Origin of the sequence: Massilia endophytica, assembly GCF_021165955.1 — a bacterium.
Classification (GTDB): Bacteria; Pseudomonadota; Gammaproteobacteria; order Burkholderiales; family Burkholderiaceae_D; genus Rugamonas; species Rugamonas endophytica.
The window spans coordinates 5,255,645-5,271,009 of the sequence record NZ_CP088952.1; the positions used below are offsets into that span (position 1 = coordinate 5,255,645).

Below are 15,365 nucleotides of genomic sequence, written 5' to 3' on the forward strand. Positions count from 1 at the left end.
CATGGGCTCCCCGTGAGCCTTGTAGAGCGACATCATCTTTTAGGAGTGTGTATGAATCTCACCATCAGTGGACATCATCTCGAAGTGACCCCCGCGATTCGCGAATACGTCCAAAACAAGCTGGAGCGCGTGAGACGCCATTTCGATCAAGTGATCGACATTGCTGTCATCCTGAGTGTAGATAACCTCACCGAGAAAGAAAAACGCCAGAAAGCCGAAATCAACCTGCGCATGTCGGGCAAGACCGTGTATGTGGAGAGTTTGGCGCAAGACCTGTATGCCGCGATCGACACCCTGATCGACAAACTGGACCGGCAGGTCATGAAATACAAAGACAAAGTCCAGAACCACAACCATGATGCGATAAAGCATCGCGCCGAGACCTTGGAATCTCCGGCCAGCGCCGCATAAAACAGCGGCATCACCAAACAAGGGCGCACAGGCGCCCTTTTTTGTGCCCCTTCATTCCGCCACTGCCGCAGCAATCGTTTCGCGCAGCCACTTGTGCGCCGGGTCGCGGTGCACGCGCTCGTGCCACAGCATGGCCATTTCGTAGCCGCGAATCGGCACTGGCGCCTCCAGCTGCTGCAGTTCCGGCGCGTCGCGCAGCAGGCGCGAGGGCAGCATCGCCACCAGGTCGGTGGAGGCAAGCACCGAACGCAGGAAGAGAAAATGCGGCACCGACAGCACCACGCGGCGCGTGGCGCCAGCCGCCGCCAGCGCCTCGTCGCTCACGCCCGAGAAACTGCCGCCGCCGGGGGACACGATGGCGTGTTCCAGCGCGCAGAACTGCGCCAGCGTCGGCGCCTTCTTCAGTTTCGGATGCCCCTTGCGCGCCACCAGCACATAGCGCTCCGTGAACAGGGCCCTCCTGCGCAGTCCGGGCGGCGCCTCCTCGCTCGTGTGCAGGGCCAGGTCGATGTCGCCCTGTTCCGCCTGCCTGGCGATGCGGCTGGTCACCACGGGAAGGACCGCCAGCCGCGTGCCGGGCGCCTGCTGCCTCAGGCGGGGCAGGGCGGGCAGCAGAACCGCCGATTCGCCATAGTCCGCCGCCGCCACGCGCCAGGTATTGGCCGCTTCGGCGGGGGCGAAGTCTCCGGCCGGGCCCAGGGCCTGCTCCAGCCCCTGCAGGGCCAGGCGCAGCGGCTCGCGCAGCTCCTCCGCGCGCGCCGTGGGCTGCATGCCGCGCGGACCGGGCAGGAGCAGCGGGTCGCCGAAAATGTCGCGCAGCTTGGCGAGGTGCACGCTCACGGAGGGCTGGGACAGGTGCAGGCGCTGCGCCGCCCTCGTCACGTTGTGCTCGCTCAGCAGCACGTCCAGTGTCACAAGCAGGTTCAGATCGATGCCGCGCAGATTAATCACAGTAATACCTGGAATTCTATTAATTCATTTCCACTATACCTGAGAAATTCGTAAGCTGCCTTCTCCTTATTGTGAAAGCTCAGCCATGAATATCCTGCTCATCTACGCTCATCCCGAACCAACTTCGCTCAACGCCGCGCTTCGCGACTTCACCGTCGGCCGCCTTCAGGCCGCGGGCCATACCGTGGTGGTGTCCGACCTGTATGCCATGGAATGGAAAGCCCGGCTGGACGCGGCCGACACGCTGGCCCACGAGCCCGGCCAGCCGTTCAAGCCCACCACCGCCTCGAAGCATGCCTTCGAAAACGGCCTGCAAAGCGCAGACATCGCCGCCGAACAGGCGAAGCTGCTCGCGGCGGACGTGGTGCTCTTCCAGTTTCCGCTGTGGTGGTTCTCCATGCCCGCCATCATGAAAGGCTGGTTCGAGCGCGTGTACGCCTATGGACTGGCCTACGGCGTGGGGGAGCATTCCGACCGCCACTGGGGCGACCGCTACGGCGAGGGCAGCTTTGCGGGCAAGCGCGCCATGCTGATCGTGACCACCGGCGGCTGGGAATCCCATTACGGACCGCGCGGCATCAATGGCCCCATCGAAGACATCCTCTTCCCCATCCACCATGGCATGCTCCACTACCCGGGCTTCGACGTGCTGCCGCCCTTCGTGCAATACCGCGTGGAACGCATGGGCGAGGAACGCTTTGCCGCCATCTGCGAACAGCTGGGCCAACGGCTCGATACGCTCGCAGATACGCCGCCCATTCCCTTCCGCAAGCAGAACTTCGGCGACTACCTCATCCCCTCCCTGGAGCTGCACCCCGACCTCGCGCCAGGCGCCGCAGGCTTCGCCGTCCACGTCGCATAGTCGCCGCAGCAACGTTACAATGGGCGATCTTAACTATTCGGCATTAGGCGATGAGCGAATTCGTCCAGACTCATGTAACGAACGGCGCGGGCATCATTACGCTGGACCGCCCCAAGGCCCTGAATTCCCTGTCGCTGGACATGGTCAGGGCCATCACTGCTGCGTTGCAGCAGTGGCGCGATGACACAAATATCGCTGCCGTCATCATCCGCTCCACGAGCGAAAAGGCGCTGTGCGCGGGCGGCGATATCCGCTTCTTCTACGAAGTGGGCCAGGCCACGCCGCGCGGCGGCAGCGCCTTGCTGGAAGACTTCTTCACCGAGGAGTACGCCCTCAACCACCTGATCCATTTCTACCCCAAGCCTTACATCGCGCTGATGGACGGCGTGGTGATGGGCGGCGGCATGGGTATCGCCCAGGGAGGACCGGACTGCGGCGTGCGCATCGTGACCAGCCGCACGAAGATGGCCATGCCCGAAGTGAATATCGGTCTCTTCCCGGATGTGGGCGGCAGCCACTTCCTGTCGCACGCGCCGGGCAAACTCGGCATGTATCTCGGCCTGACCGGCGCCACGGTCGGCGCCGCGGACGCGCTCTACCTCGATCTTGCCGACCACTTCGTGCCGGAGCGTGAACTGGACGCCCTGTCCTCGCTGCTGGCCGCCACGCCGGGCCGCGAGCTGCGCACCGCCATCGCATCCTTCTGCCAGCCCTTGCGCGAAGGCGCGGGCGCCAGCGAGCTGGAAGCCCAGCGCGCACTGATCGACCGCCATTTCGCGCATTCCACTGTGGCCGCCATCATGGACTCCCTGCGCAGCGACGCCGCACCCTTCGCGCAGAAGGCGCTGAAGATGATGGAACTGCGTTCGCCGCTCATGATGTGCGTGACCCAGGAGCTGCTCAGGCGCGGCGCATCCATGAGCGTGGCGGACTGCCTGCGCATGGAGCGCAACCTCGTGCGCCGCAATTTCGAGCACGGCGAAGTGATCGAAGGCGTGCGCGCGCTGGTGATCGACAAGGACAACCAGCCGAAGTGGAACCCGCCCTCGCTGGCCGAAGTCAGCGACGCCATGGTGTCGCGCTTCTTCGAGCCCGTGTGGCCGGCTGCCGCCCATCCCCTGCGCCATCTCGCATGAAGGAACTGGACCGCATCGACCGCGAAATCCTGAACATCCTGCAGGAGAATGCGGCCACGCCGCTGCGCGAGATTGCGGAGAAGGTGCACTCCTCGGTTGCCACCTGCCAGCGCCGCATCGCCCAGCTGCGCGCCAGCGGCGTGCTGCTGAAGGACGTGTCCCTCGTGGACCGCGTGCTGGCGGGCATGGCGCTGACGGTCTTCGTATCGGTGGAGCTGGAACACCAGAACAGCGCCATCCTCAAGCAGTTCGAGGCGCGCATGCGCGAGGAGCCGCTGGTAATGTCCTGCTACGAGGTGGCGGGAGAGTTCGACTTCATGCTGATCGTGACGGCGCCTTCGATGGACGCCTATCACGAGTTCACGCGCCGCGTCTTCACTTCCAATAACAACGTCATCAACGTCAAGAGCCTGTTCGCCATGAACTGTTCGAAGTTCGAGACCAAGCTGACACTGTGAGAAATCTTCCCGCGGCGCCCGGCCATTTCGGGATTTCGTACCGCCGCCGGTGACTAAGATGTTCCTTCCATTGAAAGGAGCATCATGATCGACCACGTATCCCTCGGTTCCAGCGACCTGCAGCGCGCGCTGGACTTCTACAAAGCCTGCCTTGAGCCTCTCGGCTATACGGTGCAGCATCAGGACGCGGGCCAGGCCATCTTCGGCGCCAACGGCAAATGGCAGTTCGCGCTTTATCCGGCGCAGAACGGCGACCCGCTGAACGGCCACCGCACCCATGTCGCTTTCTCTTCACCCTCGGAGGATGCCACGCGCGCCTTTCACGACGCAGCGCTCGCGCGCGGTGCGAAAACCCTGCGCCTGCCTGGCCTGCGGCCGGACATCAATGACCAGTATTTCGGAACGATGGTCACGGACCCCGACCAGCACGTGATCGAGGTCGTGCACTGGCGCGATTAGGACTGTTCGCGGTGGCGCAGTACGACGCGCTCGTTGGCGTGGAAGTACTTCGCCAGGCGCTCGGCCATGTACACCGAGCGGTGCTGGCCGCCGGTGCAGCCGATGGCCACCGTCAGGTAGCTGCGGTTATCGGTCTTGAATGAAGGCAGCCACTTCTCGATGAAGGCGCGGATATCGCGGAACATCTCTTCCGCTGTCGGCTGGGCGTCGAGGAAGGCGATCACGGGCGCGTCCCGTCCCGTCAATGGGCGCAGGTCCAGATCGTAGTAGGGATTCGGGATGGCGCGCACGTCGAACACGAAGTCGGCGTCCAGCGGCACGCCCAGCTTGAAGGCAAAGGACTCGAAGAAGAGCGTCAGCGGCGCGTTCTCGCTCTGCACCAGGTCCTTCACCCATCCGCGCAGCTTGTTCGCGCTCAGTTCCGAAGTATCGATCACGTGGCCAAGCTGCTCGATGGCCGAGAGGCGTTCGCGCTCTTCCTGGATGCACTCGATCAGGGTGCGGCGCCCGGCCGGGTTCTGGCCGGGACGCAGTTCATGCGAAAGCGGGTGGCTGCGGCGTGTTTCGGAAAAGCGCGCGACGAGGGAATGCGTGTTCGCGGTCAGGAACATGACCTTGACGTCATGCCCCAGCTCCTTGAGCTTCTGGATATCGGCAGGCAGGCTGGTCAGCGAAGCCGCGCTGCGCGCGTCCACCGCCACGGCAAGCATCTGCGTGCCTTCTTCGCACAAGGTGGAAACAAGATTGGCCAGCAATGCGGGCGGCAGATTGTCCACGCAGTAGAAGCCCGTATCTTCGAGGACGTTCAGTGCGACGGACTTGCCGGAGCCGGAAATGCCAGTAATGAGAACGATGCGCATGCGCGCATGATACCGTAATTCGCCGCTCAGTCGCCGCTCATGGCTTGACGCTGGTGTAGCAGGGGTTTCGCGGAGCACTGCTCCGCGCCTGCGGAACGGTGCGCGCTTGCAAGCGCGCACTCCTTAGCAGCACTCAATCTCCGCTCATGGCTTGACGCTGGTGTAGCAGGGGTTTCGCGGAGCACTGCTCCGCGCCTGCGGAACGGTGCGCGCTTGCAAGCGCGCACTCCTTAGCAGCACTCAATCTCCGCTCATGGCTTGACGCTGGTGTAGCAGGGGTTTCGCGGAGCACTGCTCCGCGCCTGCGGAACGGTGCGCGCTTGCAAGCGCGCACTCCTTAGCAGCACTCAATCTCCGCTCATGGCTTGACGCTGCCGCTCCATGAATTCCTGCAGGGTGTCGATGCCGCGCAGCTGGAGGATGGTGTTGCGCACGGCCGCTTCCAGCAGCACCGCGATGTTGCGGCCGGCCGCCACGGGGATCACGACCTTGCGGATCGGCAGGCCCAGCACGTCTTCCGTGGGGAACTGGAAGGGCAGGCGTTCCACTTCCTCTTCCAGCGCCGAGCGGCGCACGAGGTGCACGATCAGCTTGAGGCGCATCTTGCGGCGCACGGCGGTCTCGCCGAAGATGGCCTTGATGTCCAGCAGGCCCAGACCACGCACTTCGAGCAGGTTCTGCAGCAGCGGCGGGCAGCGGCCTTCGATCATGTTCGGCGCGATGCGCGAGAACTCCACGGCATCGTCCGCCACCAGGCCGTGGCTCCGGGAGATCAGTTCCAGGCCCAGCTCGCTCTTGCCGAGGCCCGAGTCGCCCGTAATGAGCACGCCCACGCCCAGCACGTCCATGAACACGCCATGCATGATGATGCGCTGGGCCAGCTTCTTGGACAGGTAGACGCGCAGGAAGTCGATCACCTGGGCCGCGGGCAGCGGCGTGGAGAACAGGGGAATATTCTTCTCGTCGCAAATGGCGAGAATGTCCGGCGGCGTTTCCAGGCCCTGGGCGATGATGAGGGCGGGCGGTCCGCCCGCAATCAGCTCGCCGATCACATGGGCGCGCGTGAGCGATTTGAGGCGCTGGTAGTAGTTGATTTCCTGATGGCCGAAGACCTGGATGCGGCCGGGGTGGATGGTGTTGAGGTGGCCGACCTGGTCGGCGGCCGAGGCCACGTCCCCGGAGATGAGGCGCTCGCCGCCGGGGAAACCGGCAAACCAGCCCAGCTGCAAAGTCTCGCGATTGTCGTCGTAGAGGCGTTGTATCGTCAGCGGGGTTTGCAGCATGGGTTTGCCTAAGGGAATAATGACGCCTTAGTTTAACCCGCCGCCTGCAAGCTGGGTTGCCAATTCACGATGCGGCTGTGCACGGATTTGGGGTCGGGGTCGGTGGTGAGCGCCGCGCGGAAGGCGTCGTCCGAGAACATCTCCGCAATCTCGGACAGGATCTCCAGGTGCTGCTGGGTCACATGGTCCGGAATCAGGAGGAAGAACAGCAGGTTGACGGGCTTGCCGTCCGGCGATTCAAAGGGAATCGGCTCGGCCAGGCGCACGAAGGCGGCCAGCGGCGACTTCAGGCTCTTGGAACCCTTGATGCGGCCGTGCGGAACGGCCACACCATGCCCCAGGCCGGTGGAACCAAGCCGCTCTCGCGCGAACAGGTTGTCGGAAACGGTGGAGCGGGCGATACCGCAGTTATTCTCGAAAATCAGGCCGGCTTGCTCGAAAGCGCGCTTCTTGCTGGAGACTTCCAGATCCAGCTGGACGTTTTCGAGCGAGAGAATTTTGCTCAGGTTGTTCATAACGCGACGTGGAATGGTGCGACGCACAAAGATGGCATGCGTGCGGAATTATAGGCCTGTTTGAGGCCGCTGGCATCCGTTTTCGCTTGCCGCCAAGCCACGCGGGACCGGCGTGGCACCACCAGGAACTGTCCTTTTTTCCGAAACAGCTATTTCCACACAAAAAACGCCTGCGATACGAATTTTTCGCCAGCGCAAGCGCCTTTCCACCGATTTTTGCGCGCTTTGCCGGGCTTGGCTTGATCCAGGGCAAAAAAACTACTGGCGCGCGTTGCGCAGGTTGGATGGGCGCTGCGCACCACTAAAGTTGGTACGCCAGGGATTAATATCAAGGCCGCCCCGTCGGGTATATCGCGCATAAACGGTCAGGTGCTGCGGTTTGCACTGGCGCAAGATGTCCGTGAAGATGCGCTCCACGCACTGCTCGTGGAACTCGTTGTGTTCCCGGAAACCGATCAGGTATTTGAGCAGGCTTTCCTGGTCGATCTGCGGGCCCGCGTAGCTGATCTGCACGCTGCCCCAGTCCGGCTGGCCCGTCACCAGGCAGTTCGACTTGAGCAGGTGGGAAACGAGCGTTTCCTCGACCGGCAGCTCCTCGAAGTTGGCGCGCAGCACTTGCGGCTGGGGTGCGTAATTGTCCACCTCGATATCCAGGCGGTCGAGCAGCAGGCCTTCCAGCTCGCCCATCTGCAGCTTGCCGAAATCTTCCTGCATGGTCAGCTGCACGTGCACGTTGCTGCCTGCGGCGGCGGAGAGGTCCTGCTGCAACAGGGTGCGCAGGGCTTCCGGTCCGCCCAGGCGGGTCTGGTTGAAGGAATTCAGGTAGAGCTTGAAGGACTTCGATTCGATGATGTTGGGCGAATCGGCCGGCACGGTGATCCGCGCGACCGCCACCTGCGGCTTGCCGCGCATGTTCAGCCAGGAAAGCTCATACGCATTCCACACGTCCACCCCGAAGAAGGGCAGGGTGCCCTGCAGGCCCAGCTCCTCGCGCTTGGTCTGGCGGGGAATGGGGAAGAGCAGTTCGGGCGCGTAGTCCGTGCGGTAGGCGGAAGTCTTGCCGAGGGGGGATTGGTCGGGAGAGTTCATGGTTTGCGTTCAGTGATGCAGGGGACAGAGGGGACAGACCCCGGACGGGGTCTGTCCCCGGTGCCTCAGTCGATCACCGAACACAGTTGGCCGACTGTGTTCGGTGGCGGACTGGGATTTCGGGGACAGACCCTGTTCAGGGTCTGTCCCCTCCACTATTTTCTACAGGAAGAGTTTATACACCGGATTCTGGGTTTCGTCCCAGTAGCGGTAGCCAAGCGTGGCGAGGAACTGTGCGAATTCGTCCATTTCGCCCGGCGGCACCTGCAGGCCGATCAGGATGCGGCCCACGTCGCCGCCTTGCGAGCGGTAGTGGCAGAGCGAGATATTCCAGTTGGGGGCCATGCTGTTCAGGAAGCGCATCAGGGCGCCCGGGCGTTCGGGGAATTCGAAGCGGTAGAGCAGCTCGTCCTTTGCCAGCGCGCTCTTGCCACCTACCAGGTGCCGCAGGTGGGTCTTCGCCAGCTCGTCGTGCGTCATGTCCAGGGTCTGGAAGCCGTCCTCCTCGAAGCGGCGCGCCACGGCGGCCGTTTCCGAACGCTCCGCGATCTGGATGCCGACGAAGACGTGGGCCTGGTCGCGGTCGCTGATGCGGTAGTTGAACTCCGTCACGTTGCGCGGGCCCACCAGTTCGCAGAAGCGCTTGAAGCTGCCGCGCTGCTCGGGCATGGTCACCGCATACAGGGCCTCGCGCGCTTCGCCCAGCTCCGCGCGTTCGGCCACGAAGCGCAGGCGGTCGAAGTTCATGTTGGCGCCGCTGCACACGGTGATAAGGGTCTGGTTCTGCACCGGGTCCTTGCTCAGCTCCGCGCGCTCCACATAGGCCTTGGCGCCCGCCACGGCCAGCGCGCCGGAGGGTTCGAGGATGGAGCGGGTGTCGGTGAACACGTCCTTGATGGCGGCGCTGATCGCGTCGGTATCGACCACGATCACTTCGTCCACGAACTGCTGCGCGAGGCGGAAGGTTTCCTGGCCTACGAGGCGCACGGCCGTGCCGTCCGCGAACAGGCCCACGTCCGCCAGCGTGAGGCGTTCCCTCGCCTTCAGGCTGCGCGCCATGGCGTCCGAATCCATGGTCTGCACGCCGATCACCTTGATGTCCGGGCGCACCTGCTTCACGTAGGCGCCGATGCCGGCGATCAGGCCGCCGCCGCCGATGGGTACGAAAATGGCATGGATCGGGCCTGAATGCTGGCGCAGGATCTCCATGCCCACCGTGCCCTGGCCCGCGATCACGTCCGGGTCGTCGAATGGGTGCACGAAGGTGAGCTTCTGTTCCTGTTCCAGGGTAATGGCGTGGTTGTAGGCGTCCGTATAGGATTCGCCGTGCAGCACCACTTCGGCGCCGCGCGCCTTCACCGCATCGATCTTCACGGTCGGCGTGGTGGTGGGCATCACGATCACGGCGCGGCAGCCGAGCCGCGCCGCGGACAAGGCCACGCCCTGCGCATGGTTGCCTGCGGAGGCGCAAATGACGCCGCGCTTCAATTGCGCGTCGCTCAGATGGGCCATCTTGTTGTAAGCGCCGCGCAGCTTGAAGCTAAAGACGTCCTGCATATCCTCGCGCTTGAAATAAATTCGGTTCCGGAAGCGCTGCGACAGGGTCGGCGCCAGTTCCAGCGGCGTTTCGGAAGCCACGTCGTAGACGCGTGCGGTCAGGATCTTCTTCAGGTAGTCGATAGTCATAGTCTGCAAAGCTGTGTGAATCGGAGGGACTTGCTTATCAACGGCGGGTAACCGAGGGGAGGTGCGCCGGCGCCGCGGGTCTGCGGGCGACGGACTGTTCATTCGTGCGGTATGTGCTTGAATCGCTTCATTATAATGGACGGCACAAGCCACCTGCATAATCACTGAATGATCGAATCTGCCATCAGCTGGCTGCTGGGCGTTCTGGCGGCGCCGGAAGTGGGGCTGACTTCGGTGTTCATCATCAGTTTCGTTTCCGCCACCCTCGTACCCCTCGGCTCCGAACCTGCCGTGTTTGCCGTCGTGAAGGCGAACGAAGCCCTGTTCTGGCCCGCCATCGCCGTCGCCACCTGCGGCAACACCCTGGGCGGGGTGGTCGACTACTGGATCGGCTACTACGCCAAGGCCGCCTTCGCCAAGGAGCGCCAGAGCCGCTGGTTCGGCTGGCTGGCGCATTACGGCGCCAAGACCATGCTCCTGTCCTGGGTTCCGGCCATCGGCGACCCGCTGTGCACGCTGGGAGGCTGGCTCAAGCTGCCGTTCTGGCCTTCCGTGGTCTACATGGCCATTGGCAAAATGGCGCGTTATCTCACCATGACCGCGCTATTGCTGTATGTTCCGGACGGCTTCTGGCGTTCTTTGGCGCACTTTTTGGGCGGTTAGCCGAATAATATTTCGTTGCTTGACGTTTACGTTACCCAAGCTTGCCATAAGGCCTTGACGCATGGTGCGCCGCAATACGATAGAATGGTTCCCCCGAAGCGTCACCCATTGTCTTTCGTATAATGAACGCCCCAGCCCAAATCCAGGCCCTCCTGGCCGATTCGCCAGACGGCCACGCTCCCACGCGCTTGCGCGAAATCCCCTACAACTACACCTCGTTCTCCGACCGCGAGATCGTGATCCGTCTGCTGGGTGAAGAGTCCTGGTCCCTGCTGGATGAGCTGCGCGGCGCGCGCCAGACCGGCCGGTCCGCGCGCATGCTGTACGAGGTGCTGGGCGATATCTGGGTGGTGCGCCGCAACCCCTATCTGCAGGACGACCTGCTGGATAACCCGAAGCGCCGCCAGGAACTGATCGACGCGCTGCAGCACCGCCTGACGGAAGTGGACAAGCGCCGCCTCACCGTGGATGCGGCGGACGACGACGCCTTCGCCGTGAAGCGCCGCGAGAATGTGGAAAAGCTGATCAAGGCGGCGCGCCAGGCGGTTGCCGACTTCGGCGAGGAATTCCGCCAGACGTACGACCTGCGCAAGCGCGCGGTGAAGGTGCTGGGCCGCTATACGGACAAGCACAATATCTGCTTCGACGGCATGAAGCGCATCACGCACGTCACCGACGCCACCGACTGGCGCGTTGAGTACCCCTTCGTCGTGCTCACGCCGGACACCGAAGAGGAAATGGCGGGCCTGGTGAAGGGCTGCATCGAGCTTGGCCTCACCATCATTCCGCGCGGCGGCGGCACCGGCTACACGGGCGGCGCCATTCCGCTCACGCCCATGTCCGCCGTCATCAACACGGAAAAGCTGCTGACCCTGGGCGCGGTGGAAATGAAGGTGCTGCCGGGCGTGGACCGCGAATACGCCACCATCTTCTCGGAAGCGGGCGTCATCACCAACAAGGTCTCCGAGGCGGCCGAGAAGGCGGGCTTCGTGTTCGCCGTCGATCCGACCTCGGCGCATGCTTCCTGCATCGGCGGGAATATCGCCATGAACGCGGGCGGCAAGAAGGCCGTGCTGTGGGGCACCGCGCTGGACAACCTGGCTTCCTGGCGCATGGTCGACCCGAACGGCGACTGGCTGGAAGTCACGCGCCTGGACCACAACCTCTCGAAGATCCACGACACGCCGCTGGCCCGCTTCAAGCTGGAGTGGACGCATCCCACTGCGCGCGGCGAAGCGAAAGGCGCGCCGTTCAAGACCGAGATCCTTGAAATCGAAGGCCGCCGCTTCCGCAAGGAGGGCCTGGGCAAGGACGTGACGGACAAGTTCCTCGCTGGCCTGCCCGGTATCCAGAAGGAGGGCTGCGATGGCCTGATCACCTCCGCGCGCTGGATCCTGCACAAGATGCCCAAGCACACGCGCACCGTCTGCCTGGAATTCTTCGGCCAGGCGCGCGACGCGATTCCATCGATCGTGGAGATCAAGGACTATCTCGATGGCCTCCCTGCGCAAGGCGAGCAGTTCTCCACCCTGCGCCTGGCGGGCCTGGAGCACCTGGACGAGCGCTACCTGCGCGCCGTGGGCTACGCCACCAAATCCAAGCGCGGCGTGCTGCCGAAGATGGCGCTGTTCGGCGACATCGTGGGCGACGACGAGAACGCCGTGGCGCTGGCCGCATCGGAAGTGGTGCGCCTGGCGAACACCCGCGTGGGCGAAGGCTTCGTGGCCGTGAGCCCGGAAGCGCGCAAGAAGTTCTGGCTGGACCGCGCCCGCACCGCCGCCATCGCCAAGCACACCAACGCCTTCAAGATCAACGAGGACGTGGTGATTCCGCTGAACCGCATGGGCGAGTACACGGACGGCATCGAGCGCATCAACATCGAGCTCTCGGTGAAGAACAAGCTGCAGCTGGCCGAGGCCCTGCGTGGCTTTATTGCGGCCGGAAACCTCCCCGTCGGCAAGAGCGACGACGCCACCGACGACAAGGTGGGCGACGCCGAGATGCTGGGCGACCGCCCGGCCCAGGCCCTTGCCCTCATCGAGGAAGTGCAGGCCCGCTGGACCTACCTGCTGGAGCACCTGGACCAGCCGCTGGCCGAAGCGCGCGATGCGCTGTATGCGTACGGCCTGGGCGAACTGCGAACGGTGTTCGACGCGCGCCTGCAGACCCAGCCCGGCGCGACCCTTTTCGACGTGGTGCAGGATCGCACCATCCGCATCAGCTGGAAGCAGGAGCTGCGCGCGCCGCTGCGCCAGATCTTCAACGGCGCGGCCTTCAAGCTGATCCTGGACGAGGCCACGGCCCTGCACAAGCAGATCCTGCGCGGCCGCGTGTTCGTGGCCCTGCACATGCACGCGGGCGACGGCAACGTGCACACCAACCTGCCCGTGAATTCGGACCACTACGAAATGCTGCAGGACGCGCACAAGGCCGTAGCGCGCATCATGAAGCTGGCCCGTTCGCTGAACGGCGTGATCTCGGGCGAGCACGGCATCGGCATCACCAAGCTGGAATTCCTCACTGAGGAGGAGATCGGCGACTTCCGCGACTACAAGCTGCGCGTCGATCCGGAAGGGCGCTTCAACAAGGGCAAGCTGCTCAACCTGCCCGGCATGGAAGCCGACCTGCGCAATGCCTACACGCCGTCCTTCGGCCTGATGGGCCATGAGTCGCTCATCATGCAGCAGAGCGACATCGGCGAAATCGCCAACAGCGTGAAGGACTGCCTGCGCTGCGGCAAATGCAAACCCGTTTGCACCACGCACGTGCCGCGCGCAAACCTGCTGTATTCGCCACGCGACAAGATCCTGGCGACTTCCTCGCTGATCGAAGCCTTCCTGTACGAGGAGCAGACCCGCCGCGGCATCTCCATCCGCCACTGGGAAGAGTTCGAGGACGTGGCCGACCACTGCACCGTGTGCCACAAGTGCGTGTCCCCGTGCCCGGTCAATATCGACTTCGGAGACGTGTCCATGAACATGCGCAACCTGCTGCGCAAGATGGACAAGCGCAGCTTCAACCCGGCCAAATTGGCGACGATGTTCTTCCTGAACGCGACCGATCCGGGCACCATCAACGCGGCGCGCCAGACCATGATCGGTTGGGGCTACAAGGCCCAGCGCCTTGGCAACGAGGTATTCAAGAAGGTGGGGCGCAAGCAGACCAAGGCGCCGCCGCCAACGACGGGCAAGCCGCCGGTGCGCGAACAGGTGATCCACTTCATCAACAAGAAGATGCCGGGGAACCTGCCGAAGAAATCCGCGCGCGCGCTGCTGGATATCGAAGACAACAAGATGATTCCGATCATCCGCGACCCGAAGAAGACCAACGCCAACACTGAGGCGGTGTTCTACTTCCCGGGCTGCGGTTCCGAGCGCCTGTTCTCCCAGGTGGGCCTGGCCACGCAGGCCATGCTGTGGGAAGTGGGCGTGCAGACCGTGCTGCCGCCGGGCTACCTGTGCTGCGGCTATCCCCAGCGCGGCGCGGGCGACTACGACAAGGCCGAGAAGATGATGACGGATAACCGCGTCCTCTTCCACCGCATGGCCAATACGCTGAACTACCTGGACATCAAGACGGTGCTGGTGTCCTGCGGCACCTGCTACGACCAGCTGGCGACCTACGAGTTCGAGAAGATCTTCCCCGGCTGCCGCATCATGGACATCCATGAATACCTGCTGGAGAAGGGCGTGAAGCTGGAAGGCGTGACGGGCACGCGCTACATGTACCACGACCCCTGCCACTCGCCGATGAAGCTGCAGGAAGGCGCGAAGACCGTCAATGCCCTGATCCAGACCGTGGACAACGTGAAGATCGAGAAGAACGACCGCTGCTGCGGCGAATCGGGCTCCTTCGCCCTGGCCCGTCCCGACATCTCCACCCAGGTCCGCTTCCGCAAGGAAGAGGAAATGGTGAAAGGTTCCAGCAAGCTGCGCGCGGACGGCTTCGGCGGCGACGTGAAGATCCTCACCAGCTGCCCGTCCTGCCTGCAGGGCCTGTCGCGCTACAACGAAGACTCCGGCACCACCGCCGACTACATCGTGGTCGAAATCGCCAGGCACCTGCTGGGCGAGAACTGGATGCCGGAGTACGTGCAGCGTGCCAACGACGGCGGCATCGAGCGCGTGCTGGTATGAGCTGCGACCTGTGCAAGCTGCTGTCCGCGCCCACCGAAGCAGTGGTGTGGCGCGACGACAGGCTGGCCGTGGTGCTGGTGGACGAACCGGGCTATCCCGGATTCACCCGCGTCGTGTGGAACGAACACGTGAAGGAAATGACCGACCTGGCGCCGCAGGACCGCGACCACGTGATGCACGCGGTGTGGAAGGTCGAGCAGGCCATTCGCGACACGATGGCGCCGCACAAGGTCAACGTGGCCAGCTTCGGCAACATGACACCCCACGTGCACTGGCACGTCATCCCGCGCTACACTGACGACGCGCACTTCCCCAACCCCACCTGGGGCGCGAAGCAGCGCGAGGCCTCGCCCGAATCGCTGGCCGCGCGCAGCGCCATGCTGCCGCGGCTGCGTGCGGCGCTCATCAAACAGCTGGAGTCCTGAATGCCTACGCCAACCGGCCTTACTGTCCACAGCAAATCGCGCTACCTCGAAGTGAGCTTCGACGACGGCAAGACCTTCTCCCTGCCGTTCGAACTGCTGCGCGTGTACTCGCCATCGGCCGAGGTGAAGGGCCACGGTCCCGGACAGGAGGTGCTGCAGGTCGGCAAACGCGATGTCGGCATGAGCGACCTGGAACCCGTGGGCAACTACGCCGTGAAACCCATCTTCACGGACGGCCACAGCTCCGGCCTTTACACCTGGGACTATCTCTACGATCTGGGCGCGCGCCAGGAACAGCACTGGGCCAACTACCTGGACCGCCTGCATGCGGCGGGCTTCGAAGGCGACAGCGGCCGCGAGCCGGGCGCCGAGCTGCCGGGCGGTGCGAAGAAGCCGCACGCCTGCGGCCACCACCATTAAACGACAATTTC

15 protein-coding genes are annotated in these 15,365 nt (G+C 63.9%); 9 read left to right on the forward strand and 6 right to left on the reverse strand.

Annotated elements, in window-relative coordinates; all coding sequences use genetic code 11:
• Positions 1–51 precede the first annotated feature (51 nt).
• The gene (gene hpf, locus LSQ66_RS24105) at positions 52–411 is read left to right on the forward strand and encodes a ribosome hibernation-promoting factor, HPF/YfiA family (RefSeq protein ID WP_231767685.1); all 360 of its coding nucleotides are present in this window, start codon (positions 52–54) and stop codon (positions 409–411) included.
• A 51-nt stretch (positions 412–462) separates the two neighbouring features.
• On the opposite strand, the gene LSQ66_RS24110 is transcribed toward hpf, so the two are convergent.
• Complete coding sequence (locus tag LSQ66_RS24110; protein WP_231767686.1) at positions 463–1,362, reverse strand: LysR family transcriptional regulator; 900 nt, start codon at positions 1,360–1,362, stop codon at positions 463–465.
• 85 nt (positions 1,363–1,447) lie between these two features.
• Here LSQ66_RS24110 and LSQ66_RS24115 point away from each other — a divergent pair, with 85 nt between their 5' ends.
• The 4 genes from LSQ66_RS24115 (at position 1,448) to LSQ66_RS24130 (ending at position 4,277) form a co-directional block, all read left to right on the forward strand.
• A complete protein-coding gene (locus LSQ66_RS24115) occupies positions 1,448–2,224 on the forward strand; it encodes an NAD(P)H-dependent oxidoreductase (protein ID WP_231767687.1) in 777 nt (258 codons plus the stop codon).
• 50 nt (positions 2,225–2,274) lie between these two features.
• Positions 2,275–3,360: an enoyl-CoA hydratase/isomerase family protein gene (locus tag LSQ66_RS24120; RefSeq protein WP_231767688.1), complete on the forward strand. Its 1,086-nt coding sequence runs from the start codon at positions 2,275–2,277 to the stop codon at positions 3,358–3,360.
• Positions 3,357–3,818, forward strand: a complete 462-nt coding sequence (locus tag LSQ66_RS24125) for an Lrp/AsnC family transcriptional regulator (RefSeq protein WP_231767689.1) — start codon at positions 3,357–3,359, stop codon at positions 3,816–3,818. The genes LSQ66_RS24120 and LSQ66_RS24125 overlap by 4 nt, the downstream gene beginning before the upstream one ends.
• Positions 3,819–3,902: 84 nt before the next feature.
• Positions 3,903–4,277, forward strand: coding sequence for a VOC family protein (locus LSQ66_RS24130; RefSeq protein WP_231767690.1), 375 nt, complete (start codon positions 3,903–3,905; stop codon positions 4,275–4,277).
• On the opposite strand, the gene rapZ is transcribed toward LSQ66_RS24130, so the two are convergent.
• The 5 genes from rapZ to ilvA form a co-directional block, all read right to left on the reverse strand.
• Positions 4,274–5,137 (reverse strand): RNase adapter RapZ, encoded by an 864-nt coding sequence (gene rapZ / locus LSQ66_RS24135; protein WP_231767691.1) that lies wholly within the window; start codon positions 5,135–5,137, stop codon positions 4,274–4,276. The genes LSQ66_RS24130 and rapZ overlap by 4 nt on opposite strands.
• Before the next feature lie 347 nt (positions 5,138–5,484).
• Positions 5,485–6,420, reverse strand: a complete 936-nt coding sequence (gene hprK, locus LSQ66_RS24140; RefSeq protein WP_231767692.1) for an HPr(Ser) kinase/phosphatase — start codon at positions 6,418–6,420, stop codon at positions 5,485–5,487.
• A 32-nt stretch (positions 6,421–6,452) separates the two neighbouring features.
• Positions 6,453–6,935, reverse strand: coding sequence for a PTS sugar transporter subunit IIA (locus LSQ66_RS24145; protein ID WP_231767693.1), 483 nt, complete (start codon positions 6,933–6,935; stop codon positions 6,453–6,455).
• Between the two features lie 258 nt (positions 6,936–7,193).
• Positions 7,194–8,024, reverse strand: a complete 831-nt coding sequence (gene queF, locus LSQ66_RS24150) for an NADPH-dependent 7-cyano-7-deazaguanine reductase QueF (RefSeq protein ID WP_231767694.1) — start codon at positions 8,022–8,024, stop codon at positions 7,194–7,196.
• A gap of 162 nt (positions 8,025–8,186) precedes the next feature.
• On the reverse strand, positions 8,187–9,812 hold the full coding sequence (gene ilvA, locus LSQ66_RS24155; RefSeq protein ID WP_407659548.1) for a threonine ammonia-lyase, biosynthetic: 1,626 nt from the start codon (positions 9,810–9,812) through the stop codon (positions 8,187–8,189).
• A gap of 66 nt (positions 9,813–9,878) precedes the next feature.
• Here ilvA and LSQ66_RS24160 point away from each other — a divergent pair, with 66 nt between their 5' ends.
• The 4 genes from LSQ66_RS24160 (at position 9,879) to LSQ66_RS24175 (ending at position 15,354) form a co-directional block, all read left to right on the forward strand.
• Positions 9,879–10,373 carry a YqaA family protein gene (locus tag LSQ66_RS24160; RefSeq protein WP_231767696.1) on the forward strand — a complete coding sequence of 165 codons (495 nt, stop codon included), beginning with the start codon at positions 9,879–9,881 and terminating at the stop codon, positions 10,371–10,373.
• 122 nt (positions 10,374–10,495) lie between these two features.
• Entirely contained in the window at positions 10,496–14,509 is a 4,014-nt protein-coding gene (locus LSQ66_RS24165) for a DUF3683 domain-containing protein (RefSeq protein WP_231767697.1), read from the forward strand.
• The gene (locus tag LSQ66_RS24170; RefSeq protein ID WP_231767698.1) at positions 14,506–14,934 is read left to right on the forward strand and encodes an HIT family protein; all 429 of its coding nucleotides are present in this window, start codon (positions 14,506–14,508) and stop codon (positions 14,932–14,934) included. The genes LSQ66_RS24165 and LSQ66_RS24170 overlap by 4 nt, the downstream gene beginning before the upstream one ends.
• Positions 14,935–15,354 carry a gamma-butyrobetaine hydroxylase-like domain-containing protein gene (locus tag LSQ66_RS24175; protein WP_231767699.1) on the forward strand — a complete coding sequence of 140 codons (420 nt, stop codon included), beginning with the start codon at positions 14,935–14,937 and terminating at the stop codon, positions 15,352–15,354. It begins immediately after the preceding gene.
• Positions 15,355–15,365: the final 11 nt, after the last annotated feature.

What these genes read in the sequence shown, in the direction of transcription:
- hpf (WP_231767685.1), top strand. Translation starts at nt 52, where the DNA reads ATGAATCTCACCATCAGTGGACATCATCTCGAAGTGACCCCCGCGATT.
- LSQ66_RS24115 (WP_231767687.1), top strand. Translation starts at nt 1,448, where the DNA reads ATGAATATCCTGCTCATCTACGCTCATCCCGAACCAACTTCGCTCAAC.
- LSQ66_RS24120 (WP_231767688.1), top strand. Translation starts at nt 2,275, where the DNA reads ATGAGCGAATTCGTCCAGACTCATGTAACGAACGGCGCGGGCATCATT.
- LSQ66_RS24125 (WP_231767689.1), top strand. Translation starts at nt 3,357, where the DNA reads ATGAAGGAACTGGACCGCATCGACCGCGAAATCCTGAACATCCTGCAG.
- LSQ66_RS24130 (WP_231767690.1), top strand. Translation starts at nt 3,903, where the DNA reads ATGATCGACCACGTATCCCTCGGTTCCAGCGACCTGCAGCGCGCGCTG.
- rapZ (WP_231767691.1), bottom strand. Translation starts at nt 5,137, where the DNA reads ATGCGCATCGTTCTCATTACTGGCATTTCCGGCTCCGGCAAGTCCGTC.
- hprK (WP_231767692.1), bottom strand. Translation starts at nt 6,420, where the DNA reads ATGCTGCAAACCCCGCTGACGATACAACGCCTCTACGACGACAATCGC.
- LSQ66_RS24145 (WP_231767693.1), bottom strand. Translation starts at nt 6,935, where the DNA reads ATGAACAACCTGAGCAAAATTCTCTCGCTCGAAAACGTCCAGCTGGAT.
- queF (WP_231767694.1), bottom strand. Translation starts at nt 8,024, where the DNA reads ATGAACTCTCCCGACCAATCCCCCCTCGGCAAGACTTCCGCCTACCGC.
- ilvA (WP_407659548.1), bottom strand. Translation starts at nt 9,812, where the DNA reads ATGAACAGTCCGTCGCCCGCAGACCCGCGGCGCCGGCGCACCTCCCCT.
- LSQ66_RS24160 (WP_231767696.1), top strand. Translation starts at nt 9,879, where the DNA reads ATGATCGAATCTGCCATCAGCTGGCTGCTGGGCGTTCTGGCGGCGCCG.
- LSQ66_RS24165 (WP_231767697.1), top strand. Translation starts at nt 10,496, where the DNA reads ATGAACGCCCCAGCCCAAATCCAGGCCCTCCTGGCCGATTCGCCAGAC.
- LSQ66_RS24170 (WP_231767698.1), top strand. Translation starts at nt 14,506, where the DNA reads ATGAGCTGCGACCTGTGCAAGCTGCTGTCCGCGCCCACCGAAGCAGTG.
- LSQ66_RS24175 (WP_231767699.1), top strand. Translation starts at nt 14,935, where the DNA reads ATGCCTACGCCAACCGGCCTTACTGTCCACAGCAAATCGCGCTACCTC.